Source organism: Kitasatospora sp. NPDC056273 (assembly GCF_042268845.1).
In the GTDB taxonomy this organism is placed as follows: domain Bacteria; phylum Actinomycetota; class Actinomycetes; order Streptomycetales; family Streptomycetaceae; genus Kitasatospora.
Genome location: NZ_JBHJSJ010000010.1, coordinates 184302 through 205623, shown reverse-complemented (window position 1 = coordinate 205623; position 21322 = coordinate 184302). Strand labels below are relative to the sequence as shown.

The 21322-nt window shown below is 77.5% G+C and carries 2 protein-coding genes; both read left to right on the top strand.

Translation table 11 applies throughout. From position 1 onward, the window contains the following. Window positions 1-197 precede the first annotated feature (197 nt). A complete protein-coding gene (locus tag ACFCY1_RS12300) occupies window positions 198-9662 on the top strand; it encodes a type I polyketide synthase (RefSeq protein WP_375874442.1) in 9465 nt (3154 codons plus the stop codon). A gap of 29 nt (window positions 9663-9691) precedes the next feature. Next, window positions 9692-21220, top strand: a complete 11529-nt coding sequence (locus ACFCY1_RS12295) for an SDR family NAD(P)-dependent oxidoreductase (protein WP_375874441.1) — start codon at window positions 9692-9694, stop codon at window positions 21218-21220. Window positions 21221-21322 lie beyond the last annotated feature (102 nt).

The window sequence follows — 21322 nt, the reverse complement described above, 5'->3', positions numbered from 1 at the left end:
TCTCGGTGCTGCTGGTTGTGCTGGACTGGCGGCTCGGCCTGGTCTCGCTGGCGTCCTTCCTGCCGCTGGCCCTGATCGCCCACTCCTTCCGCCGCGCCCCCCGCCCGGGAGAACCGCGGCCCCGCCCCGCCGCCCCCCCCCGCCCCCAACCCCCGCCCCCCTGGACCCGACCTGAGCTTGATGTACGGAGATTTGTGATGAACGCAGCACCCCAGGAAGTCGTCGCGGCACTCCGGGATTCCCTCAAGGAGATCCAGCGGCTGCGCCGGGAGAACCGGCAGCTGGTGGACGCCGGCCGCGAGCCGATCGCGATCGTCGGCATGGCCTGCCGTTACCCGGGCGAGGTGACCTCGCCCGAGGAGCTGTGGCAGCTGGTCGACGGGGGTGTGGACGCGATCTCCGGCTTCCCGGTCAACCGGGGCTGGGACGTCGAGGCGCTGTACGACCCCGACCCGCAGACGCCGGGCACCAGCTACGTCCGCGAGGGCGGCTTCCTGCACCGGGCCGACGAGTTCGACCCGGCGTTCTTCGGGATCAGCCCGCGCGAGGCGCTGGCCATGGACCCGCAGCAGCGGCTGCTGCTGGAGACCTCCTGGGAGGCCTTCGAGCGGGCCGGGATCGCGCCGACCTCGGTGCGCGGCAGCCGGGTCGGGGTGTTCGCCGGTATCGCCACCGCCGACTACGCGGCCCGCTTCCAGTCCGTTCCCGAGGAGGTGGAGGGCTACCTGGGCAACGGCAGCGCCGGCAGCGTGGCCTCCGGCCGGGTGGCGTACGCGCTGGGCCTGGAGGGCCCGGCCGTCACCGTGGACACCGCCTGCTCCTCCTCGCTGGTCGCGCTGCACCTGGCGAGCCAGGCCCTGCGCTCGGGCGAGTGCTCGCTGGCCCTGGCCGGCGGCGTCACGGTGCTCTCGACCCCGGCCGGGTTCGTGGAGTTCAGCCGCCAGCGCGGGCTGGCGCCGGACGGCCGCTGCAAGTCCTTCGCCGCCGCCGCGGACGGCACGGCCTGGGGCGAGGGCGTCGGCATGCTGCTGCTGGAGCGGCTCTCCGACGCCCGGCGCAACGGGCACCCGGTGCTGGCGCTGGTCCGCGGCTCGGGCATCAACCAGGACGGTGCGAGCAGCGGGCTGACCGCGCCGAACGGTCCCGCCCAGCAGCGGGTGATCCGGCAGGCGCTGGAGAGCGCCGGGCTGGCGGCCGGCGAGGTAGACGTGGTGGAGGCGCACGGCACCGGCACCACCCTCGGCGACCCGATCGAGGCCCAGGCGCTGCTGGCCGCCTACGGCCAGGACCGCGAACGGCCGCTGCTGCTGGGCTCGTTGAAGTCCAACATCGGCCACACCCAGGCCGCCGCCGGGGTCGGCGGCATCATCAAGATGGTCGAGGCGATGCGCCGGGGCACCGTCCCGCGCACCCTGCACGTGGACGAGCCGACGCCCGAGGTGGACTGGACGGCCGGGTCGGTCGAGCTGGTCACCGAGGCCCGGGAGTGGCCGCAGACCGGCCGCCCGCGCCGGGCCGGCGTCTCCTCCTTCGGCGTCAGCGGCACCAACGCCCACGTCATCGTCGAGCAGGCGCCGGAGGCCCCGGCCGACCCGGAGGCCGAGGCGCCGGCCGGGACGGCGCCCGCGCTCGCCCCGCACCTGCTGTCGGCGAAGACCGTCCCCGCGCTGCGGGAGCAGGCCGCCCGGCTGCGCGCCCGACTGGACGCGGACCCCGGGCTGGACCTCACCGACCTGGCCTACTCGCTGGCCACCGGCCGCGCGCGGTTCGCCCACCGGGCCGCCGTGGTCGCCGCGGACCGCGCCGAACTCGCCGCCGGACTGGCCGCGGTGGCCGAGGGCGACGGGATCACCGCGACGACGACCGGCAAGACCGCGTTCCTGTTCACCGGCCAGGGCGCCCAACGCACCGGCATGGGAAGCGAGTTGTACGCGGCGTACCCCGTGTTCGCGGCGGCGTTCGACGAGGTCTGCGCCGAGCTGGACCGCCACCTGGAGCGCCCGCTGCGCGAGGTGATCGCCGAGGGCGGCGAACTCCTGGACCGTACGGGCTGGACCCAGCCTGCCCTGTTCGCCGTCGAGGTGGCCCTCTACCGCCTGGTCGAATCCTGGGGCGTCCGGCCGCACTTCCTGGCCGGCCACTCGATCGGCGAGGTCGCGGCCTTCCACGCAGCCGGCGTGCTGTCCCTCCCGGACGCCGCCCGCCTCATCACCGCCCGCGCCCGCCTGATGGACCACCTCCCCACCGGCGGCACCATGGTGGCCCTGCGCGCCACCGAGGACGAGGTCCTGCCCCTGCTCACCGAGCGGGTCTCGATCGCCGCCGTCAACGGCCCCCGCTCCATGGTCATCGCCGGTGACACCACCGAAGTCCGGGCCGTCGCCGCACAGTTCAACAAGGCCCGCGAACTGCGCGTCAGCCACGCCTTCCACTCCCCGCTCATGGAACCGATGCTCGACGCGTTCCGCGACGTCCTCACCGAGCTGACCTACCACGCACCCGCCATCCCGATCGTCTCCACCCTCACCGGCGAACCCGCCACCACCGAGCAACTCACCGACCCCGACTACTGGATCCGCCACGCCCGCCACACCGTCCGCTTCCACGACGCCGTGGACGCGCTCCGGGCGAAGGGCGTCACCACCTTCCTGGAGCTCGGCCCCGACGCCGTGCTCACCGCCATGGGCCGGGACCACGGCGACGACGGCGACGAGGCCTTCGTGCCGGTGCTGCGGCGCGACCGGGCCGAGGTGCGGACCGCCGTGTCCGCCGTGGCGGCGCTGCACGGGCGCGGGGTGCGGGCCGACTGGGCGGCGTTCTTCGCCGGTTCCGGCGCGCGCCGGGTCGACCTGCCCACCTACGCCTTCCAGCGCCGCCGCTTCTGGCTGGACGCCGCGCCCGTCGCGGGCGCCGCCGCCGACCCGGCGGACGCCTCCTTCTGGGCCGCCGTCGAGCAGCAGGACCTGGCCGCCCTCGGTTCGAGCCTCCGGCTGGCCGAGGAGGAGCAGCGCTCGCTGGGCGACCTGCTGCCCGCGCTCTCCTCCTGGCGGCGCGAGCGCCAGGACCGTTCGCTGCTGGACTCCTGGCGCTACCGCGTCGAGTGGCAGCGGCTCGCCGACCCGGCCGCCCCGCCCGGGCTCTCCGGCGACTGGCTGGCCGTCCTGCCGGCCGGCTGGACGGAGGAGGGCACCGGCGGCGCGCTGTCCGCGCTGCGGGCCCGCGGCGCGCGGGTGCTGACCGTCGCGGCGGCCGAGGGCGAGGACCGTGCCGGGCTGGCCGCCCGGCTGCGGGCCGCCGCCAAGGAGCGGCAGCCGGACGGCGTGCTCTCCCTGCTGGCCCTGGACGAGCGGGAGGCGCGGCCCGGGGTGCCGGCCGCGCTGCCCGACACCGTGCTGCTGCTGAACGCCCTGGACGAGGCCGGGCTGGACGCGCCGCTGTGGTGCGCGACCCGGGGCGCGGTGGCGGCCGGGACGGGCGACCGGGTCAGCCCCGCGCAGGCGCAGCTGTGGGGCCTGGGCCGGGTGGCGGCGCTGGAGTGCCCGGTGCGCTGGGGCGGCCTGGTCGATCTGCCGGAGGCGGTGGACGGCAAGGCGGCCGACCGGCTGGCCGCGGTGCTGACGGGCGGGTCCGGCGAGGACCAGGCCGCCGTCCGGGCGGACGGGCTGTACGCGCGCCGCCTGGTCCGGGCGGCCGGTGGCGCGGCGGGCCGCGAGTGGCGGCCGCGCGGCACCGTGCTGGTGACCGGCGGTACCGGCGCGCTGGGGGCCCGGATCGGGCGCTGGCTGGCCGCGAACGGCGCGGAGCACGTGGTGCTGACCGGCCGTCGGGGCGGTGCGGCCGCCGGGGCCGCCGCCCTGGAGGCCGAGCTGTCCGCGCTGGGCGCCCGGGTCACGGTGGCGGCCTGCGACGTCGCGGACCGCGCGGCGCTGGCCGGGCTGCTGGACGGGCTCGGCCCGCTGAGCGCCGTGGTGCACGCGGCCGGCTCGGGGGCGATGGGGCCGCTGCGCGAGCTCGACGCGGACGCGCTGGCCGCGTCCGGCGCCGCCAAGGTGACCGGAGCGGCGCACCTGGACGAGCTGCTGGACGGGCAGGAGCTGGACGCCTTCGTGCTGATGTCCTCCGTCGCCGGGGTCTGGGGCGGCGGCGGCCAGGCCGCGTACGGCGCGGCGAACGCGTTCCTGGACGCGCTGGCCGAGCAGCGCCGGGCGCGCGGCCTGACGGCCACCTCGGTGGCCTGGGGCCCGTGGGCCGGGGAGGGCATGTCGGCCGGTCAGGAGGGACCGCTGCGGCGGATGGGCCTCGGCGCGCTGGCGCCGGACCTCGCGGTCGCGGCCCTGCGGCAGGCGCTGGACCTGGACGACACGGCCGTGACCGTCACCGAGGTCGACTGGTCGCGCTTCCACCCCGGTTTCACCGCCGTCCGGCCGAGCCCGCTGCTGGGCGCGCTGGCCGAGGTGCGGGAGCTGGAGCGCGCCGAGGAGCGGCCCGCGCCCGCCGACGACGCCGCCTCGGCGCTGCGCTCCGCCCTCGCCGGCCTGCCGGTCGCCGAGCGCTCCCGTTCCCTGGTGGAGCTGGTGAGCGGCCTGGCGGCGGAGGTCCTGGGCCACCCCACGGCCGACGGGATCGAGGTGGTCCGCCCGTTCCAGGAGCAGGGCTTCGACTCGCTGACGGCGGTGGAGCTGCGCGACCGGCTCGCCCGCTCGACCGGGGTGCGGCTGCCGAGCACCCTGCTGTTCGACCACCCGACCCCGGAGGCGGTGGCCGCCCGGCTGCTCGGCGAACTGCTCGGCGAGGACGGCTCGGCGGCCGCCCCCACCGCCGGCCCGGTGGACGCCGGGGAGCCGATCGCGATCATCGGGATGAGCTGCCGCTACCCCGGCGGGGTCGGCTCGCCCGAGGAGCTGTGGCAGCTGGTCGCCCAGGGCCGGGACGCCGTCGGCGGCTTCCCGCAGGACCGCGGCTGGGACACCGCCGCGCTGTTCAGCGACGACCCCGAGCAGCCCGGCACCTGCTACGCCTCCGAGGGCGGCTTCCTGTACGACGCGGCCGGGTTCGACGCGGCGTTCTTCGGGATCAACCCGCGCGAGGCGCTGGCGACGGACCCGCAGCAGCGGCTGCTGCTGGAGACCTCCTGGGAGGCCTTCGAGCACGCGGGCGTGGACCCGGTGTCGGCGCGGGGCAGCCGGACGGGCGTCTTCACCGGCATCTCGTACCACGACTACGCGGCCCGCTTCAGCACCGTCCCGGAGGAGGTGGAGGGCTATCTGGGCAACGGCAGTTCGGCCAGCGTCGCCTCCGGCCGGATCGCCTACACCCTCGGCCTGGAGGGCCCGGCGGTGTCCGTGGACACGGCCTGCTCCTCCTCGCTGGTCGCCCTGCACCTGGCGGGCCAGGCGCTGCGCTCCGGCGAGTGCTCGCTGGCCCTGGCCGGCGGCGTCGCGGTGATGTCGACGCCGGGTTCGTTCATCGAGTTCAGCCGCCAGCGCGGGCTGGCGCCGGACGGGCGCTGCAAGGCGTTCGCCGAGGCGGCGGACGGCACCGGCTGGGGCGAGGGCGTCGGCATGCTGCTGCTGGAGCGGCTCTCCGACGCCCGCCGCAACGGGCACCCGGTACTGGCGGTGCTGCGCGGCAGCGCCGTCAACCAGGACGGCGCCTCCAACGGGCTGACCGCGCCCAACGGCCCCTCCCAGGAGCGGGTGATCCGCCAGGCCCTCGACCGGGCCGGGCTGGCCGCCACCGAGGTCGACGTGGTGGAGGCGCACGGCACGGGCACGAAGCTGGGCGACCCGATCGAGGCGCAGGCACTGCTGGCCACCTACGGCCAGGACCGTGAACGGCCGCTGCTACTCGGCTCGTTGAAGTCCAACATCGGCCACACCCAGGCCGCGGCCGGGGTCGGCGGCGTGATCAAGATGGTCGAGGCGATGCGCCGGGGCACCGTCCCGCGCACCCTGCACGTGGACGCGCCGTCCTCGCAGGTGGACTGGTCGGCGGGCGCGGTGGAGCTGCTCACCGAGGCCCGGGACTGGCCGGAGACCGGCCGCCCGCGCCGGGCCGGCGTCTCCTCCTTCGGCGTCAGCGGCACCAACGCCCACGTCATCCTCGAACACGCCCCCGAGGAGCAGCCCGCCGACGAGGTGCCCGCCGAGGAGGCTCCCGCACCGGGCGCGCTCCCCTTCCTCCTCTCCGCCAAGACCGACCAGGCCCTGCGCGACCAGGCCCGCCGCCTGCGCGACCACCTGGACACCGAGGCAGCCTCGGCCGACCTCGGCCTCTCCCTCGCCGTCTCCCGCACGCAGTTCGCCCACCGCGCGGCCCTGGTGGCCGCCGACCCGGACGGCCTGCGGGCCGGACTGGAGGCGCTCGCGGCCGGCGAAGCGGCGCCCGAGCTGGTGCGCGGCACGGCCTCCCCCGGCCGCACGGCCTTCCTCTTCACCGGCCAGGGCGCCCAACGCGTGGGCATGGGCAGCGAGTTGTACGCCGCGTACCCCGTGTTCGCGGCGGCGTTCGACGAGGTCTGCGCCGCGCTGGACCGCCACCTGGAGCGCCCGCTGCGCGAGGTGATCGCCGAGGGCGGCGAACTCCTGGACCGTACGGGCTGGACCCAGCCGGCGCTGTTCGCCGTCGAGGTCGCCCTCTACCGCCTGGTCGAATCCTGGGGCGTGCGGCCCGACTTCCTGGCCGGGCACTCCGTCGGCGAGCTGGCCGCCGCGCACGCGGCCGGGGTGCTGTCGCTGGCCGACGCCGCCACGCTGGTCGCCGCCCGCGGCCGGCTGATGGAGCGACTGCCCGCCGGCGGCGCGATGGTGGCCGTGGAGGCCGCCGAGGCCGAGGTGCTGCCGCTGCTCGGCGGCGAGGTGGCCGTGGCCGCCGTCAACGGCCCGCGCGCCACCGTGCTGGCGGGCCCGGAGGAGGCCGTGCTGCGGATCGCCGGGCAGCTCGCAGCCGCCGGGCACCGCACCCGGCGGCTGCGGGTCAGCCACGCCTTCCACTCCCCGCTGATGGACCCGATGCTGGCGGAGTTCCGCGAGGTCGCGGCGGCGCTGACGTACCACGAGCCGCGGATCCCGGTGGTCTCCGGCACCGGCCGCCTGGTGGCCGCCGAGGAGCTGTGCACGGCGGAGTACTGGGTCGGCCAGATCCGTGCCGCCGTCCGCTTCGACGACGTGTTCCGGCGGCTGGCCGCCGACGGGGTGAGCCGGTACCTGGAGCTGGGCCCGGACGGCGTGCTGACCGCGATGGGCCAGGACTGCCTGGCCGTGGCGGCGCCCGAGGGCGGCTTCGCCCTGCTGCCCGCGCTGCGCCGGGACCGGCCGGAGGCCGCGGCCCTGGTCCGGGCGGTCGGCGCACTGCACACGCTCGGCGCGGAGGTGGACTGGCCGGCCTTCTTCACCGCGGCCGGAGCCGCCGCTTCCCGCCGTGTGGAGCTGCCCACCTACGCCTTCCAGCGCGAGCGGTTCTGGCTGGACGGCCCCGCCCCGGCGGCCGACCCGGTGGACACCGCCTTCTGGGCGGCCGTCGAGCAGCAGGACCTGGCCGCGCTCGGCGCGAGCCTCCGGCTGGCCGAGGAGGAGCAGCGCTCGCTGGGCGCCCTGCTGCCCGCGCTGTCCTCCTGGCGCCACCGCAAGCGGGACGGCTCCCGGCTCGACTCCTGGCGCTACCGGGCGGGCTGGCAGCGGCTCCCGGAGCCGGCGGCCGTCCTGCCGCAGGCCGACCGCCCGATGGGCAGCTGGCTGGCCGTGCTGCCCGCCGGGGGCGCCCCGGCGGCCGTCGAGGGCGCCCTGGCGGCACTGGAACGGCACGGTGCGGACCTGCTGCGGGTGACGGTCGGCCCGGACGGCCTCGACCGGAGCACCCTGGCGGGCCCGCTCCGGCAGGCCCTGGACGGCACGGCCCCGACCGGGGTGCTCTCGCTGCTGGCCCTCGCGGACGGCGCCGACGAGCACACCGTCACCTCCGGCGCCGTGGCGCTGCTCCAGGCCCTCGGCGACCTCGCCCCGGACGCCCCGCTCTGGTGCGCGACCCGGGCCGGCGTGACGGTCGGCGGGCAGGTCGCGAGCCCGGCGCAGGCCGCGCTGTGGGGCCTGGGACGGGCCGCCGCGCTGGAGCACCCCGACCGCTGGGGCGGCCTGGTGGACCTGCCGGAGGAGTTCGACGGCCCGGCCGGGGACCGGCTGGCCGCGCTGCTGGCGGGCGGGTCCGGCGAGGACCAGGTCGCGGTGCGGCCCGACGGCCTGTACGGGCGGCGGCTGCTGCCCGCGCCGTCGGCCCGGCACGGCGACGCGCCCGGGTGGGCCCCGGAGGGCACGGTGCTGATCACCGGCGGCACCGGCGCGCTCGGCGCCCGGCTGGCCCGCCACCTGGTCGCCGAGCACGGCGTCCGCCACCTGCTGCTCACCAGCCGCAGCGGGCCCGGCGCCCCGGGCGCGGCCGACCTGACCGCCGAACTCCGCGCCCTCGGCGCCACCGTGACCGTCACGGCCTGCGACGCCGCCGACCGCGACCGGCTCGCCGCGCTCCTCGCGGACATCCCGGCCGAGCACCCGCTCACCGCGGTGGTGCACGCCGCCGGGGTGCTCGACGACGGCGTGATCGACGCGCTGACCCCGGAGCGGCTGGCGACCGTCCTGCGGGCCAAGGCCGCCTCGGCCCGCCACCTGCACGAGCTGACCCTGGACCTGGAGCCGGCGGCCTTCGTGCTGTTCTCCTCCTTCAGCGGCACGCTCGGCGCCCCCGGGCAGGCCAACTACGCCGCCGCCAACGCCTACCTGGACGCCCTGGCCGAGCGGCGCGCGGCCCTCGGCCTGCCCGCCACCTCGGTGGCCTGGGGGCCGTGGGACGAGGGCGGCATGGCCGCCGGGGGCGAGGTGCTGGAGCGCGCCCGGCGCACCGGGGTGACCCCGCTGGCGCCGGAGTCGGGGCTGGCCGCCCTGGACGCCGCGCTGGCCCAGGGCGACACCGCGGTCGCCGTGGTGGACGTGGACTGGTCCCGGTTCGCGCCGGGGTTCGTCGCGGCCAGGCCCAGCCGGCTGCTCGCCGAGCTCCCGGCCGTCCGGGCACTGGCCCCGGAGCGGGACGGCCCGGCCGCCGCGGCCGAGGACGGGAACGCGCTGGCGGCCAGGCTGGCCGGCGTCTCCGCGGCGGAGCGCGAACGCGTCCTGCTGGAGCTGGTCCGCCGGCTCACCGCGGAGGTGCTCGGGCACCGCGGGCCGGAGGCGGTGGAGCCCCGGAAGGGGTTCCTGGAGCTGGGGTTCGACTCGCTGACGGCGGTCGAGCTGCGCAACCGCCTCGGCGGCGCCACCGGCCTCCCGCTGCCCGCCACGCTGCTCTTCGACCACCCGGACCCGGTGGCGCTGGCCGCCCTGCTGGCGGGCCGGCTGGCCCCGGTGGAGGACACCGCCGGGGAACCGGACGTGTTCGCCGGGCTGGACGCGCTGGAGGCGGCGCTCACGGACGCCGGGCTGGACGACGAGGACGGCCGCCGGGTCACCGTCAGGCTGGAGACCCTGCTGGCCAAGTGGCGCGAGTTCAGGGGTGCAGGGGTGGCGGTCAGGGGTGTCCCGGCCCCGGGTGCGGCTGCCACTGTCGAGGCGGACCTCGAACTGCAAGCCGCATCGGTGGATGAGGTGCTCTCCCTGATAGATGCGGAATTCGGCCTCTGAGCGGACAACCGCTGCCTGGAAGGTGTGCAATGCCGACGGATGACAAGGTCGTCGATTACCTCAAGAAGGTGACCGCAGACCTGCGGCGGACGCGTCAGCGGGTCCGCGAGCTGGAGGCCGCGGAGCACGAGCCGATCGCGATCGTCGCGATGAGCTGCCGCTTCCCCGGCGACGTCGGGACACCCGAGGAGCTGTGGCGGCTGCTCGCCGACGGCCGTGACGCGGTCGGCGGGTTCCCCGCCGACCGCGGCTGGGACACCGACCGGCTGCTCGGCGGCAACGCCGACGGCACCGGCGCCTCGTACGTCCGCGAGGGCGCGTTCCTGTACGGGGCCTCGCGGTTCGACGCGGGGTTCTTCGGGATCAGCCCGCGCGAGGCACTGGTCATGGACCCGCAGCAGCGGCTGCTGCTGGAGACCTCCTGGGAGGCCTTCGAGCGGGCCGGCATCGACCCGCGGTCGCTGCGCGGCAGCCGGACCGGCGTCTTCGCCGGCACCAACGGGCAGGACTACGCGGCGCTGGTGACCAGGGCCCCGGAGGCGGCCGAGGGGTACCTGGCGACCGGCATCGGCGCCAGCGTGGTCTCCGGCCGCATCTCCTACACCTTCGGTCTCGAGGGCCCGGCGGTCACCGTGGACACCGCCTGCTCCGCCTCGCTGGTCTCCCTCCACCTCGCCGTCCAGGCGCTCCGCCAGGGCGAGTGCTCGCTCGCCCTGGCGGGCGGGGTCACGGTGATGTCGACCCCGCTGTCCTTCGTGGAGTTCTCCAAGCAGCGCGGGCTCGCCTCGGACGGGCGCTGCAAGGCGTTCGCCGAGGCCGCGGACGGCACCGGCTGGGGCGAGGGCGCCGGCATGCTGCTGCTGGAGCGGCTCTCCGACGCCCGCCGCAACGGGCACCCGGTGCTCGCGGTGGTCCGCGGCAGCGCCGTCAACCAGGACGGCGCGTCCAGCGGTCTGACCGCCCCCAACGGCCCCTCCCAGCAGCGGGTCGTCCGCCAGGCCCTGGAGAACGCCCGGCTCTCCGCCACCGACGTGGACGCCGTCGAGGCGCACGGCACCGGCACCCGGCTCGGCGACCCGATCGAGGCCCAGGCGCTGCTGGCCACCTACGGGCAGGACCGCGAACGGCCGCTGCTGCTCGGCTCGGTGAAGTCCAACATCGGGCACACCCAGGCCGCCGCCGGGGTGGCCGGCGTGATGAAGATGGTGCTGGCCATGCGGCACGGCCTGCTGCCGCGGACCCTGCACGTGGACTCGCCCTCCTCGCAGGTGGACTGGACGGCCGGGTCGGTCGACCTGCTCACCGAGGCCCGGGAGTGGCCGGAGACCGGCCGCCCGCGCCGGGCCGGCGTCTCCTCCTTCGGCGTCAGCGGCACCAACGCCCACGTCATCCTCGAACAGGCCCCCGAGGAGCAGCCCGCCGACGAGGTGCCCGCCGAGGAGGCTCCTGCCCCGGGCGCGCTCCCCTTCCTCCTCTCCGCCAAGACCGACCAGGCCCTGCGCGACCAGGCCCGCCGCCTGCGCGACCACCTGGACACCGAGGCCGCCTCGGCCGACCTCGGCCTCTCCCTCGCCGTCTCCCGCACACAGTTCGCCCACCGCGCGGCCGTGGTCGCCGCGGACGGCGCCGAACTGGCCGCCGCCCTGGAGGCGTTCGCGTCCGGCGAGGAGCCCGCCCGACTGGTCTCCGGCACGGCCGACGTGACCGGCAAGACCGTCTTCGTCTTCCCCGGCCAGGGCTCGCAGTGGGCCGGGATGGCCGTCGAACTCCTCGACAGCGAGCCGGTGTTCGCCGCGCGGATCACCGAATGCGCCGACGCCCTCGCCGAGTTCACCGACTGGAAGCTGATCGACGTCCTGCGCGGCGCCGAGGGCGCCCCCGGATACGACCGGGTGGACGTCGTCCAGCCCGCCCTGTGGGCCGTCATGGTCTCCCTCGCCGCCCTCTGGCAGGCGTACGGCGTCCGGCCCGACGCCGTCATCGGCCACTCCCAGGGCGAGATCGCCGCCGCCACCGTCGCCGGCGCCCTCACCCTCCAGGACGGCGCCCGGGTCGTCGCCCTGCGCTCCCAGGCCATCACCGCCATCGCCGGGGCCGGCGGCATGGTCTCCGTCGCCCAGCCCGCCGGGGAGATCGACCTCACCCCCTGGCAGGACCGGATCTCCGTCGCCGCCGTCAACGGCCCCAGCTCCACCGTCGTCGCCGGAGACGCCGACGCCCTGGACGAGCTCCAGGCCGCCCTCGACGCCCGGGGCGTCCACGCCCGCCGCGTCCCCGTCGACTACGCCTCGCACTCCGCCCACGTCGAGCGGATCCAGGACGAGCTGCTCACCCTGCTCGCCCCGGTCGCCCCCCGGACCTCCGAGGTGCCGTTCTACTCGACCGTGGACGACGCCTGGCTGGACACCGTCCGGCTGGACGCCGCGTACTGGTACCGCAACCTGCGCCGGACCGTCCGGCTGGAGGAGGCCGTCCGCGCCCTCGCCGCCGACGGCCACGCCTTCTTCGTCGAGGTCAGCCCGCACCCGGTGCTCGCCTCCGCCGTGCAGGACACCCTGGACGCCGCCGAGGCCACCGCCGTCGCGGCCGGCACCCTGCGCCGCGGCAACGGCGGCCCCGCCCGGTTCCGCTCGGCGCTCGCCGCCCTGCACGTCCGGGGGCGCACGGTCGACTGGCCGGCCGTCTTCCCCGGCGCGCGGCGGACCGACCTGCCCACCTACCCCTTCCAGCACGAGCGGTACTGGCTGGAGGCCACCGCCTCCAACGGGGACGCCGTCGACCTCGGCCTCGGCTCCGCCGACCACCCGCTGCTCGGCGCCTCGCTCACCCTCGCCGACGACGACGGCCTGCTGCTCACCGGCCGGCTCTCGCTGCGCACCCACCCCTGGCTGGCCGACCACGCCGTGCTCGGCTCGGTCCTACTGCCGGGCACCGCCTTCCTCGACCTGCTCGTCCACGCGGGCGACCAGGCCGGCTGCGACCGGGTCGACGAACTCGCCCTGGAGAGCCCGCTGGTGCTCCCGGAGACCGGCGGGATCGCCCTCCAGGTGCGGGTCGGCCCGGCCGACGAGAGCGGCCGGCGCGAGGTCACCGTCCACTCCCTCCGGGAGGACGCGCCGCTGGACGCGCCCTGGGTCCGGCACGCCAGCGGCTGGCTCGCCCAGGCCGCCGCACCGGCCGCCGCCGAGGACCTGACGGCCTGGCCGCCGGCCGGCGCCACCGCCGTCGACCTGGACGGCTACTACGAGCGGCTGGCCGCGGGCGGTCTCGGCTACGGCCCGGCCTTCCGCGGTCTGCGGGCCGCCTGGCTGGACGGCGACGACATCTACGCCGAGGTCCGACTGCCCGAGGAGCAGCGCTCCCGGGCCGAGCGCTTCGGGCTGCACCCGGCGCTGCTGGACGCCGCCCTGCACGCGCTGGGCTGCGCCGTGGACGGCGGCGAGGGCCTGAACCTGCTGCCGTTCGCCTGGAGCGGGGTGACCCTGCACGCCTCCGGCGCGGCCGAGCTGCGCGTGCGGCTCAGCCGCACCGGCCGGGACAGCGTCTCGCTGCTGGTCGCCGACCGGTCCGGCGCCCCGGTGGCCACCGCCGACTCCTTCGTGCTGCGCCCGATCGGCGCCGCCGGCACGGCCGCCCGGCCCGCCACCCCCGACTCGCTGTTCCGGATCGACTGGACCGCCGTCCCGCTGCCCGAGGACACCGTCGAGCCGTACCGGACCGACGGCCTGGACGCGCTGCCCGCCGAGGTGCCGGCCACCGTCCTGGTGCCGGTCGACGCACCGGCCGACGGCGGCACCGCCGAGCAGGCCCGCGCCGTCACCCACCGGGTGCTGGAGCTGCTCCAGGCCTGGCTGGCCGAGGACCGCTTCGCGGGGTCCCGGCTGGTCCTGGCCACCAGCGGCGCGATCGCCGCCCACCCCGGCGAGGCCGTCACCGCCCTGGCCTGCGCCCCGCTGTGGGGCCTGGTCCGCTCCGCGCAGTCCGAGAACCCGGACCGGATCGTCCTCGTCGACCTGGACGGCACCGCCGCCTCGGCCGCCGCGCTGCCCGCCGCCCTCGCCACCGGAGAGCCCCAACTCGCCCTGCGCGAGGGGACGGTGCTGGCCGCCCGGCTGGCCCGCGCGGCCACCTCCGGCGCGCTCACCCCGCCCGCCGGCGAGCCCTGGCGGCTGGACACCACCGGCCGCGGCACCCTGGACAACCTCGTCCTGGCCGCCTGTCCGGACACCCTGGAGCCGCTCGCCCCCGGCCACGTCCGGGTCGCCCTGCGGGCCGGCGGCCTCAACTTCCGCGACGTGCTCAACGCGCTCGGCATGTACCCCGGCCAGGCCGGCCTGCTCGGCAACGAGGGCGCCGGCGTCGTCCTGGAGGTCGCCGGGGACGTCACCGCACTCGCCCCCGGCGACCCGGTGATGGGCATGTTCGCCGGCTCCTTCGGCACCACCGCCGTCACCGACCACCGGCTGCTGGTCCGGATCCCCCGGGGCTGGGACTTCACCGAGGCCGCGTCCACCCCGATCGTCTTCCTCACCGCCTACTACGCGCTGAAGGACCTGGCCGGGCTGCGCCCCGGCGAGTCCGTCCTGGTGCACGCCGCCGCCGGCGGCGTGGGCATGGCCGCCGTCCAGCTCGCCCGCCACCTGGGCGCCGAGGTGTACGGCACGGCCAGCGCCGGCAAGTGGGACGCGCTGCGGCCGCTCGGCCTGGACGACGCCCACCTGGCCGGCTCCCGCACGCTGGACTTCGGCCGCGAGTTCCTGGCGGCCACCGGCGGCCGCGGCGTGGACGTCGTGCTCAACGCGCTGGCCGGGGAGTTCGTCGACACCTCGCTCGGCCTGCTGCCCCGCGGCGGCCGGTTCGTCGAGATGGGCAAGACCGACATCCGGGACGCCGAGGAGGTCGCCGCCCGGCACCCCGGCGTCGCCTACCGCGCCTTCGAGCTGTTCGAGGCCGGCCCGGAGCGGATCGCCGCGATGCTCGCCGAGCTGGTCGACCTGTTCGAGGCCGGCGTGCTGCGGCCGCTGCCGATCACCACCTGGGACGTCCGCCGCTCGGTCGACGCCTTCCGGTACGTCAGCCAGGCCCGGCACACCGGCAAGGTCGTACTGACCGTGCCGCCCGCCCCCGACCCGGACGGCACCCTGCTGATCACCGGCGGCACCGGCACCCTCGGCGCCCTGCTCGCCCGCCACCTGGTCACCGAGCACGGCGTCCGCCACCTGCTGCTCACCAGCCGGACCGGCGCCGAGGCCCCCGGCGCGGCCGGACTCACCGCCGAACTCCGCGCCCTCGGCGCCACCGTGACCGTCGCCGCCTGCGACGCCGCCGACCGCGACCGGCTCGCCGCCGTCCTCGCGGACATCCCCGCCGCGCACCCGCTCACCGGCGTGGTGCACACCGCCGGGGTGCTCGACGACGGCGTGATCGGCTCGCTCACCCCGGAGCGGATCGACGCGGTGCTGCGGCCCAAGGTCGACGGCGCGCTCAACCTGCACGAGCTGACGCTCGACCGGGACCTGGCCTGCTTCGTCCTGTTCTCCTCCGCCGCCGGTGTGCTCGGCGGCGCGGGCCAGGGCGGCTACGCCGCCGCCAACACCTTCCTGGACGCCCTCGCCCAGCACCGCCGGGCCCGCGGCCTGGCCGGCTCCGCGCTCGCCTGGGGCCTGTGGGAGCAGCGCAGCAGCATGACCGGGCACCTGGACGCCCGGGACGTCGAGCGGATGAGCGAGGGCGGCATGACCCCGCTCGGCTCGGAGCTCGGCATGGCCCTGTACGACGCGGCCGCCCTGCTGGACGAGCCGCTGCTGCTGCCCGCCGACCTCGACCTGTCCGCCCGGCGCGGCCGGGGCCCCGTCCCGGCGCTGCTGCGCGGCCTGCTCCGGGCCCCGGCCCGGCGCAAGGCCGAGGCGGTGTCCGGGCCGAGCGGCTCGGCGCTGACCCGCAGGCTGGCCGCCCTCCCCGAGGCGGACCGTACGGAGCTGCTGCTGGACCTGGTCCGCGGCCACGCGGCCTCGGTGCTCGGGCACGGCTCGGCGGAGGCGATCGACGCGGACCGCGCGTTCAAGGACCTCGGCTTCGACTCGCTGACGGCGGTGGAGCTGCGCAACCGGCTCGGCACCGCGACCGGGCTGCGCCTGCCCGCCACCCTGGTCTTCGACCACCCGAGCCCGACCGCGCTCGGCCGCCACCTGCGCGCCCGGCTGCTCGACGAGCAGGCCCCGGCGACCGCGGGACCGGCCGCGGCCACCGGCGCGACGGCCCGGGACGGCGACCAGGACACCATCGCGATCGTCGCGATGGGCTGCCGCTACCCCGGCGGGGTCGGCTCACCCGAGGACCTGTGGCGGCTGCTGCGGGCCGGCGGCGACGCCCTGACCGGTTTCCCGGCCGACCGCGGCTGGGAGCCCGGCGGCCAGGGCGGGTTCCTGCACGACGCGGCCGAGTTCGACGCGGCCTTCTTCGGGATCAGCCCGCGCGAGGCGCTCGCCATGGACCCGCAGCAGCGGCTGCTGCTGGAGACCTCCTGGGAGGCCTTCGAGCGGGCGGGCATCGACCCGGCCTCGGTGCACGGCACCCGGGTCGGCGTGTTCACCGGCACCAGCGGCCAGGACTACGCCTCGCGGCTGCGCCGCGTCCCCGGCGAGGTCGAGGGCTACCTGGGCAACGGCAGCGCGGCCAGCGTGATCTCCGGCCGGGTGGCGTACACCTTCGGGCTCGAGGGCCCGGCGATCACCGTGGACACCGCCTGCTCCTCCTCGCTGGTGGCGCTGCACCTGGCGGCGGCCGCGCTGCGCCGCGGCGAGTGCGACCTGGCGCTGGCCGGCGGTGTGGCCGTGATGTCGACGCCCGGCCTGTTCGCCGAGTTCGACCGCCAGGGCGGCATGTCGGCGGACGGCCGCTGCAAGGCCTTCGCCGCCTCCGCCGACGGTACGGGCTTCGCCGAGGGCGTGGGCGTGCTGCTGGTCGAGCGGCTGTCGGACGCCCGCCGCAACGGGCACCCGGTGCTGGCGGTCGTCCGGGCCACCGCGATCAACCAGGACGGCGCCTCCAACGGGCTCACCGCCCCCAACGGCCCCGCGCAGGAGCGGGTGATCCGCGAGGCGCTGGTCGCCGCCGGCCTGGCTCCGGCCGAGGTCGACGCCGTCGAGGCGCACGGCACCGGCACCCGGCTCGGCGACCCGATCGAGGCCAACGCCCTGCTCGCCACCTACGGCCAGGGCCGCGAACTGCCGCTCCAGCTGGGCTCGTTGAAGTCCAACATCGGGCACTCCCAGGCCGCGGCCGGGGTCGGCGGCATCATCAAGATGGTGCTGGCCATGCACCACGGGGTGCTCCCCCGCACCCTGCACGTGGACGAGCCCACCCCGCACGTCGACTGGACGGCCGGATCGGTCGAGCTGCTCACCGAGGAGCGGGAGTGGCCGCAGACCGGCCGCCCGCGCCGGGCCGGCGTCTCCTCCTTCGGGATCAGCGGCACCAACGCCCACGTCATCGTCGAGCAGGCCCCCGAGGAGCAGCCCCCGCCGGCCGCCCCGACCGGGCACGGCGCCCTGCCGTTCCTCCTCTCGGCCCGCTCCGAGCAGGCGCTTTCCGCCCAGGCCGAGCGGCTGGCCGCCTTCCTGGCCGAGCGCCCGGAGGCCGCCCTGCCGGACCTCGCCCACTCGCTGACCGCCGCCCGGGCGGCGCTGCCGCACCGCGGCGCGGTGGTCGCCCGGGACCGCGAGGGCCTGCTGGACGGCCTGGCGGCCCTGGCCGCCGGCCGCGGCCCGCGCGGCACCGCCGCGACCGGGAAGACGGCCTTCCTCTTCACCGGCCAGGGCGCCCAACGCCCCGGCATGGGCCGGGAGTTGTACGACACCTACCCGGAGTTCGCGGACGCCTTCGACGCCGTCTGCGCCGAGCTGGACCGGCACCTGGAGCGGCCGCTGCGCGAGGTGGTGTTCCAGCAGGGCGAGCTGCTCGACCGGACCGGCTGGACCCAGCCCGCCCTGTTCGCCGTCGAGGTCGCCCTCTACCGCCTGGTCGAATCCTTCGGCGCGCGGCCGGACTTCGTCACCGGCCACTCGGTCGGCGAACTGGCCGCGGCCCACGTCGCCGGGGTGCTGTCGCTGGCCGACGCGGCCGCGCTGGTCGCCGCCCGCGGCCGGCTGATGGAGCAACTGCCCTCCGGCGGTGCGATGGTGGCGGTCCGCGCCACCGAGGAGGAGGTCCGGCCGCTGCTCACCGGGCAGGTCTCGCTGGCCGCGGTCAACGGCCCCGAGGCCGTGGTGATCGCCGGGCCGGAGGAGCCGGTGCTGGCCGTCGCCGCCGTGCTCGCCGAGCGCGGGCGCAGCACCCGGCGGCTGCGGGTCAGCCACGCCTTCCACTCCCCGCTGATGGACCCGATGCTGGCGGAGTTCCGCGCCGTCGCCGAGTCGCTGACCTACCACCAGCCGCGGATCCCGCTGCCGGCCGAGGCCACCGACCCCGAGTACTGGGTGCGGCACGTCCGCGAGGCCGTCCGCTTCCACGACACGCTGCTCGCGCTCGCCGAGCGGGGCGTCACCACCTTCCTGGAGCTGGGCCCGGACGCGGTGCTCACCGCGGCCGGCCGGGAGAGCCTGCCCGGCTCCGGGTTCGCGCTGATCGCCGCCCAGCGCCGGGACCGGCCCGAGGAGCAGTCCCTGGTCGAGGCGCTGGCCGCGCTGCGGCTGCGCGGCGCCGCGGTCGACTGGTCGCGGCTGCTGCCCGGCGCCCGCCGGACCGAGCTGCCCACGTACGCCTTCCAGCGCGAGCGGTACTGGCTGGAGGACGACGGGGGCCCGGTCGGCCTGGCCGGGGCCGGACTCGGCTCGCCGGAGCACCCGATGCTCGGCGCGATGGCCGAACTGGCCGACGGCACGGGCTTCCTGTTCACCGGTTCGCTCTCCGAGCGGACCCACCCGTGGATCGCCGAGCACGGGGTGATGGGCCGCACCGTCGTCCCCGGCGTCGCCTACGCCGAGCTGGCCCTGCACGCCGCCGAGCAGGTGGGCTGCGACCGGGTCGAGGAGATCACCCACCTCGCGCCGCTGGTCCTGCCGCGCACCGGCAGCGTGCTGCTCCAGCTGCGGGTCGGCCCGGCCGACGCCGCGGGCCGGCGCCCGCTGGCCGTGCACTCGCGGCCGGAGGACGCCCCCGAGGGCGAGTGGACCCACCACGCCGACACCGTGCTCGGCACCGGCGCCGGCGCCCCGGACTTCGACCTCCGGGCCTGGCCGCCGGCCGGCGCGGAGCAGGTCGACCTGACCGGCTTCTACCGGCGGGCCACCGAGACCGGCTTCGCCTACGGGCCGCTGTTCGCCGGCCTGACGGCGCTCTGGCGGCGCGGGGACGAGGTCTTCGCCGAGGTCGCACTGCCCGAGGAGGGCCGTACGGCGGCCGCCCGGTTCGGCATCCACCCCGGCATGTTCGACGCGGTACTCCAGGCGATGGCCGCCTCCACCCTGCTGGAGCGGATCTCCACCGACGAGGCCCCGCACGGCCGGCTGCCCTTCGCCTGGACGGGCGTCGAGCTGTACGCCTCCGGCGCCGCCGCCGTCCGGGCCCGGCTCACCCCGGCCCGCACCGGCGGGGTGGCCTTCGCCATCGCCGACGCCACCGGTGCGCCGGTCGCCTCGGTGGAGTCCCTGGTGATGCGTCCGGTCTCGCCGGAGGCGATCACCGGGGCCGGTACGGGCGGCCGGGACGCGCTCTACCGGGTCGAGCCGGCCGAGCTGCGGCTCCCGGCGGCCCCGGCCACGGCCGACTGGGCCGTGCTCGGCGAGCCGGCCTTCGGCCTGCCGGGCCGGCCGGACCTGGCCGCCTTCGACGCGGCCGCCCCGCACACCGTCCTGGTGCCCTGGACGGCCGGGGGCGAGGGCCCGCTCGCCGAGCGGGTGCACGCCGCCACCGGCCGGGCGCTGACCCTCCTCCAGGAGTGGCTCGCCGACCAGCGGTTCGCCGACTCCCGGCTGGTGTTCGTCACCCGGCACGCGGCCGGGGCCGACCTCCGGGACCTCGCGCACGCCCCGCTCTGGGGCCTGGTCCGCTCGGCCCAGGCCGAGCACCCCGGCCGGTTCGTCCTGGTCGACCTGGACGGGGACGAGGCCTCCGCCGCCGTCCTGCCCGCCGCGCTGGCCACCGACGAGCCCCAGCTGGTCGTCCGCCGGGGCACGGTCTCCGCGCCCCGGCTGGCCCGGGCCGGCGCCGGCGCCGACGCCGACGCGACCGGCGACGCCACCGCCCCGGCCCTGCGCCCGGACGGCACGGTCCTGGTCACCGGAGCCACCGGTGCGCTCGGCCGGCTGGTCGCCCGCCACCTGGTCACCGCGCACGGCGTCCGCCGCCTGCTGCTCACCAGCCGCAGCGGCCCCCGGGCCGAGGGCGCGGACGAGCTCACCGCCGAACTCACCGCGCTCGGCGCCGAGGTCACCCTCGCCGCCTGCGACGCGGCCGACCGGACGGCCCTGGCGGCGCTGCTCGCCGCGCACGACGTCACCGCCGTGGTGCACACCGCCGGGGTGCTCGACGACGGCGTGCTCGACGCCCTCACCCCCGAGCGGGTCGCCACCGTCCTGCGCCCCAAGGTGGACGGCGCGGTCAACCTGCACGAGCTGACGGCCGGCCGGGGCCTGGACGCCTTCGTCCTGTTCTCCTCCGTCGCCGGGGTGCTCGGCGCCGCCGGACAGGCCGGCTACGCCGCCGCCAACACCTTCCTGGACGCGCTCGCCCGCAGCCGCCGCGCCGACGGCCTGCCGGGCACCGCGATCGCCTGGGGCCCGTGGCTGCTCGACGACCCGGCGCACGCCGGCATGGCGGGCGGGCTCGGCAGGGCCGACCTCGGCCGGCTGGCCCGCGGCGGGATGGCGCCGCTCCAGGCGGAGCAGGGCCTGGAGCTGTTCGACGCCGCCCGGTCCGGCGCCGACCCGCTGGCCGTCGCGGTCCGGCTGAACCCGGCCGCCTTCCGGGGCGGGGAGGTGCCGCCGATGCTGCGCGGCCTGGTCCGCGCCACCGGCCGGCGGGCCGCCGAGACCGGCGCCGGCCAGGACCCGGCCCGCCGGATCGCCGGCCTCACCGGGGAGCACCGGACCCGGGCCCTGCTCGACCTGGTGCGCACCCAGGTGGCGGACGTGCTCGGACACGCCTCGGCGGAGTCCGTGCAGGCCACCCGGGCGTTCAAGGAGATCGGCTTCGACTCGCTGACCGCCGTGGAGCTGCGCAGCCGGCTGCACGAGGCGACCGGGCTGCGGCTGCCGGCCACCCTGGTGTTCGACTACCCGACCCCGGCCGCGCTGGCCGGCTTCCTCGACGGGCGGCTGCCCCGGGAGGGAGCACCGCGGGAGGAGCCCGTCCTCGCCGAGCTGGACCGGCTGGAGGCCGCCCTGGAGCGGCGGCTGGCGGACGGCCACGCGCTCGACGGCCTGTCGCCGCGCCTGCGGGCCCTGCTCGACCGCCTGGACGGCCCGGCCGCCTCCGCGGCCGGCCTGGCCGGGGACGACAGCGACCTCGACGCCGCCTCCGACGACGAGCTCTTCGCCCTCGTCGACTCCCTGGACTGATCCAGGAACCCCCCGCGCCGCCGGGCCGGCCCCCTTCCGGGGCACGGCCCGGCGGCCCCCCGGACACGCCCGGACGCGGCCGCGCCCCGCCCCGGAGCCGGA